The sequence below is a fragment of the Pseudoalteromonas sp. S554 genome (assembly GCF_005930865.1).
Lineage (GTDB): Bacteria > Pseudomonadota > Gammaproteobacteria > Enterobacterales > Alteromonadaceae > Pseudoalteromonas > Pseudoalteromonas marina.
The window spans coordinates 1-579 of record NZ_PNDV01000149.1 but is presented as its reverse complement, the minus strand read 5'-3'; the positions used below and the strand labels follow the sequence as shown (position 1 = coordinate 579).

Genomic DNA, 579 nt, shown 5'->3' with positions numbered 1-579 from the left:
GCGGGTGGCTTGCCGTGGCCTTTTCACATGCTTTGCGTTTATTTTCTATCTCTTTATAAAAGAACTTAACCTTCGCCGGTTTACTGTAAGTCTTAAGCGCCCTAGCTCTTAAACCGTTTTCTCGCATTAAGCGGGCAACACGTTTTTGGCTTGTGTTTACACCTTCTTTTTTTAGCGCATGAAATACGCGTGGGCTACCATAGGTTTGATGATTGACATTGAAGACGTGTTTTATCTTCAGCAACAAATTAGCATCTGACAGCGCTCTAGCTGACACTGTACGCTCACGCCAAGCATAGAACCCACTACGCGACACATTAAGCCAAGAACACAAGTATTTGACGCCTAAGGCTTGTCCGAACTTTTGGATGAATCCAAATCGTTCTGATGTACTTCCGCCAGATACCGTTGCCACTTTTTTAGCAGGTCATTCTCCTGCTTGAGACGCTCATTTTCTTTCTTAAGCTTTTGAATGTTATCCAGCTCTTTTTTTGTTGGGAGTTTACTCATTGTTTTGTTGTTGCTTTGATGGCGCGGCGTGTTTTTAAACTTACCTTCTCGATACTCTTTTCGCCAACG

1 pseudogene is annotated in these 579 nt (G+C 43.2%); it reads right to left on the bottom strand.

Annotated elements, in window-relative coordinates:
- A pseudogene (locus CWB65_RS19350) lies at nucleotides 1-579 on the bottom strand (IS3 family transposase); the annotation flags it as partial.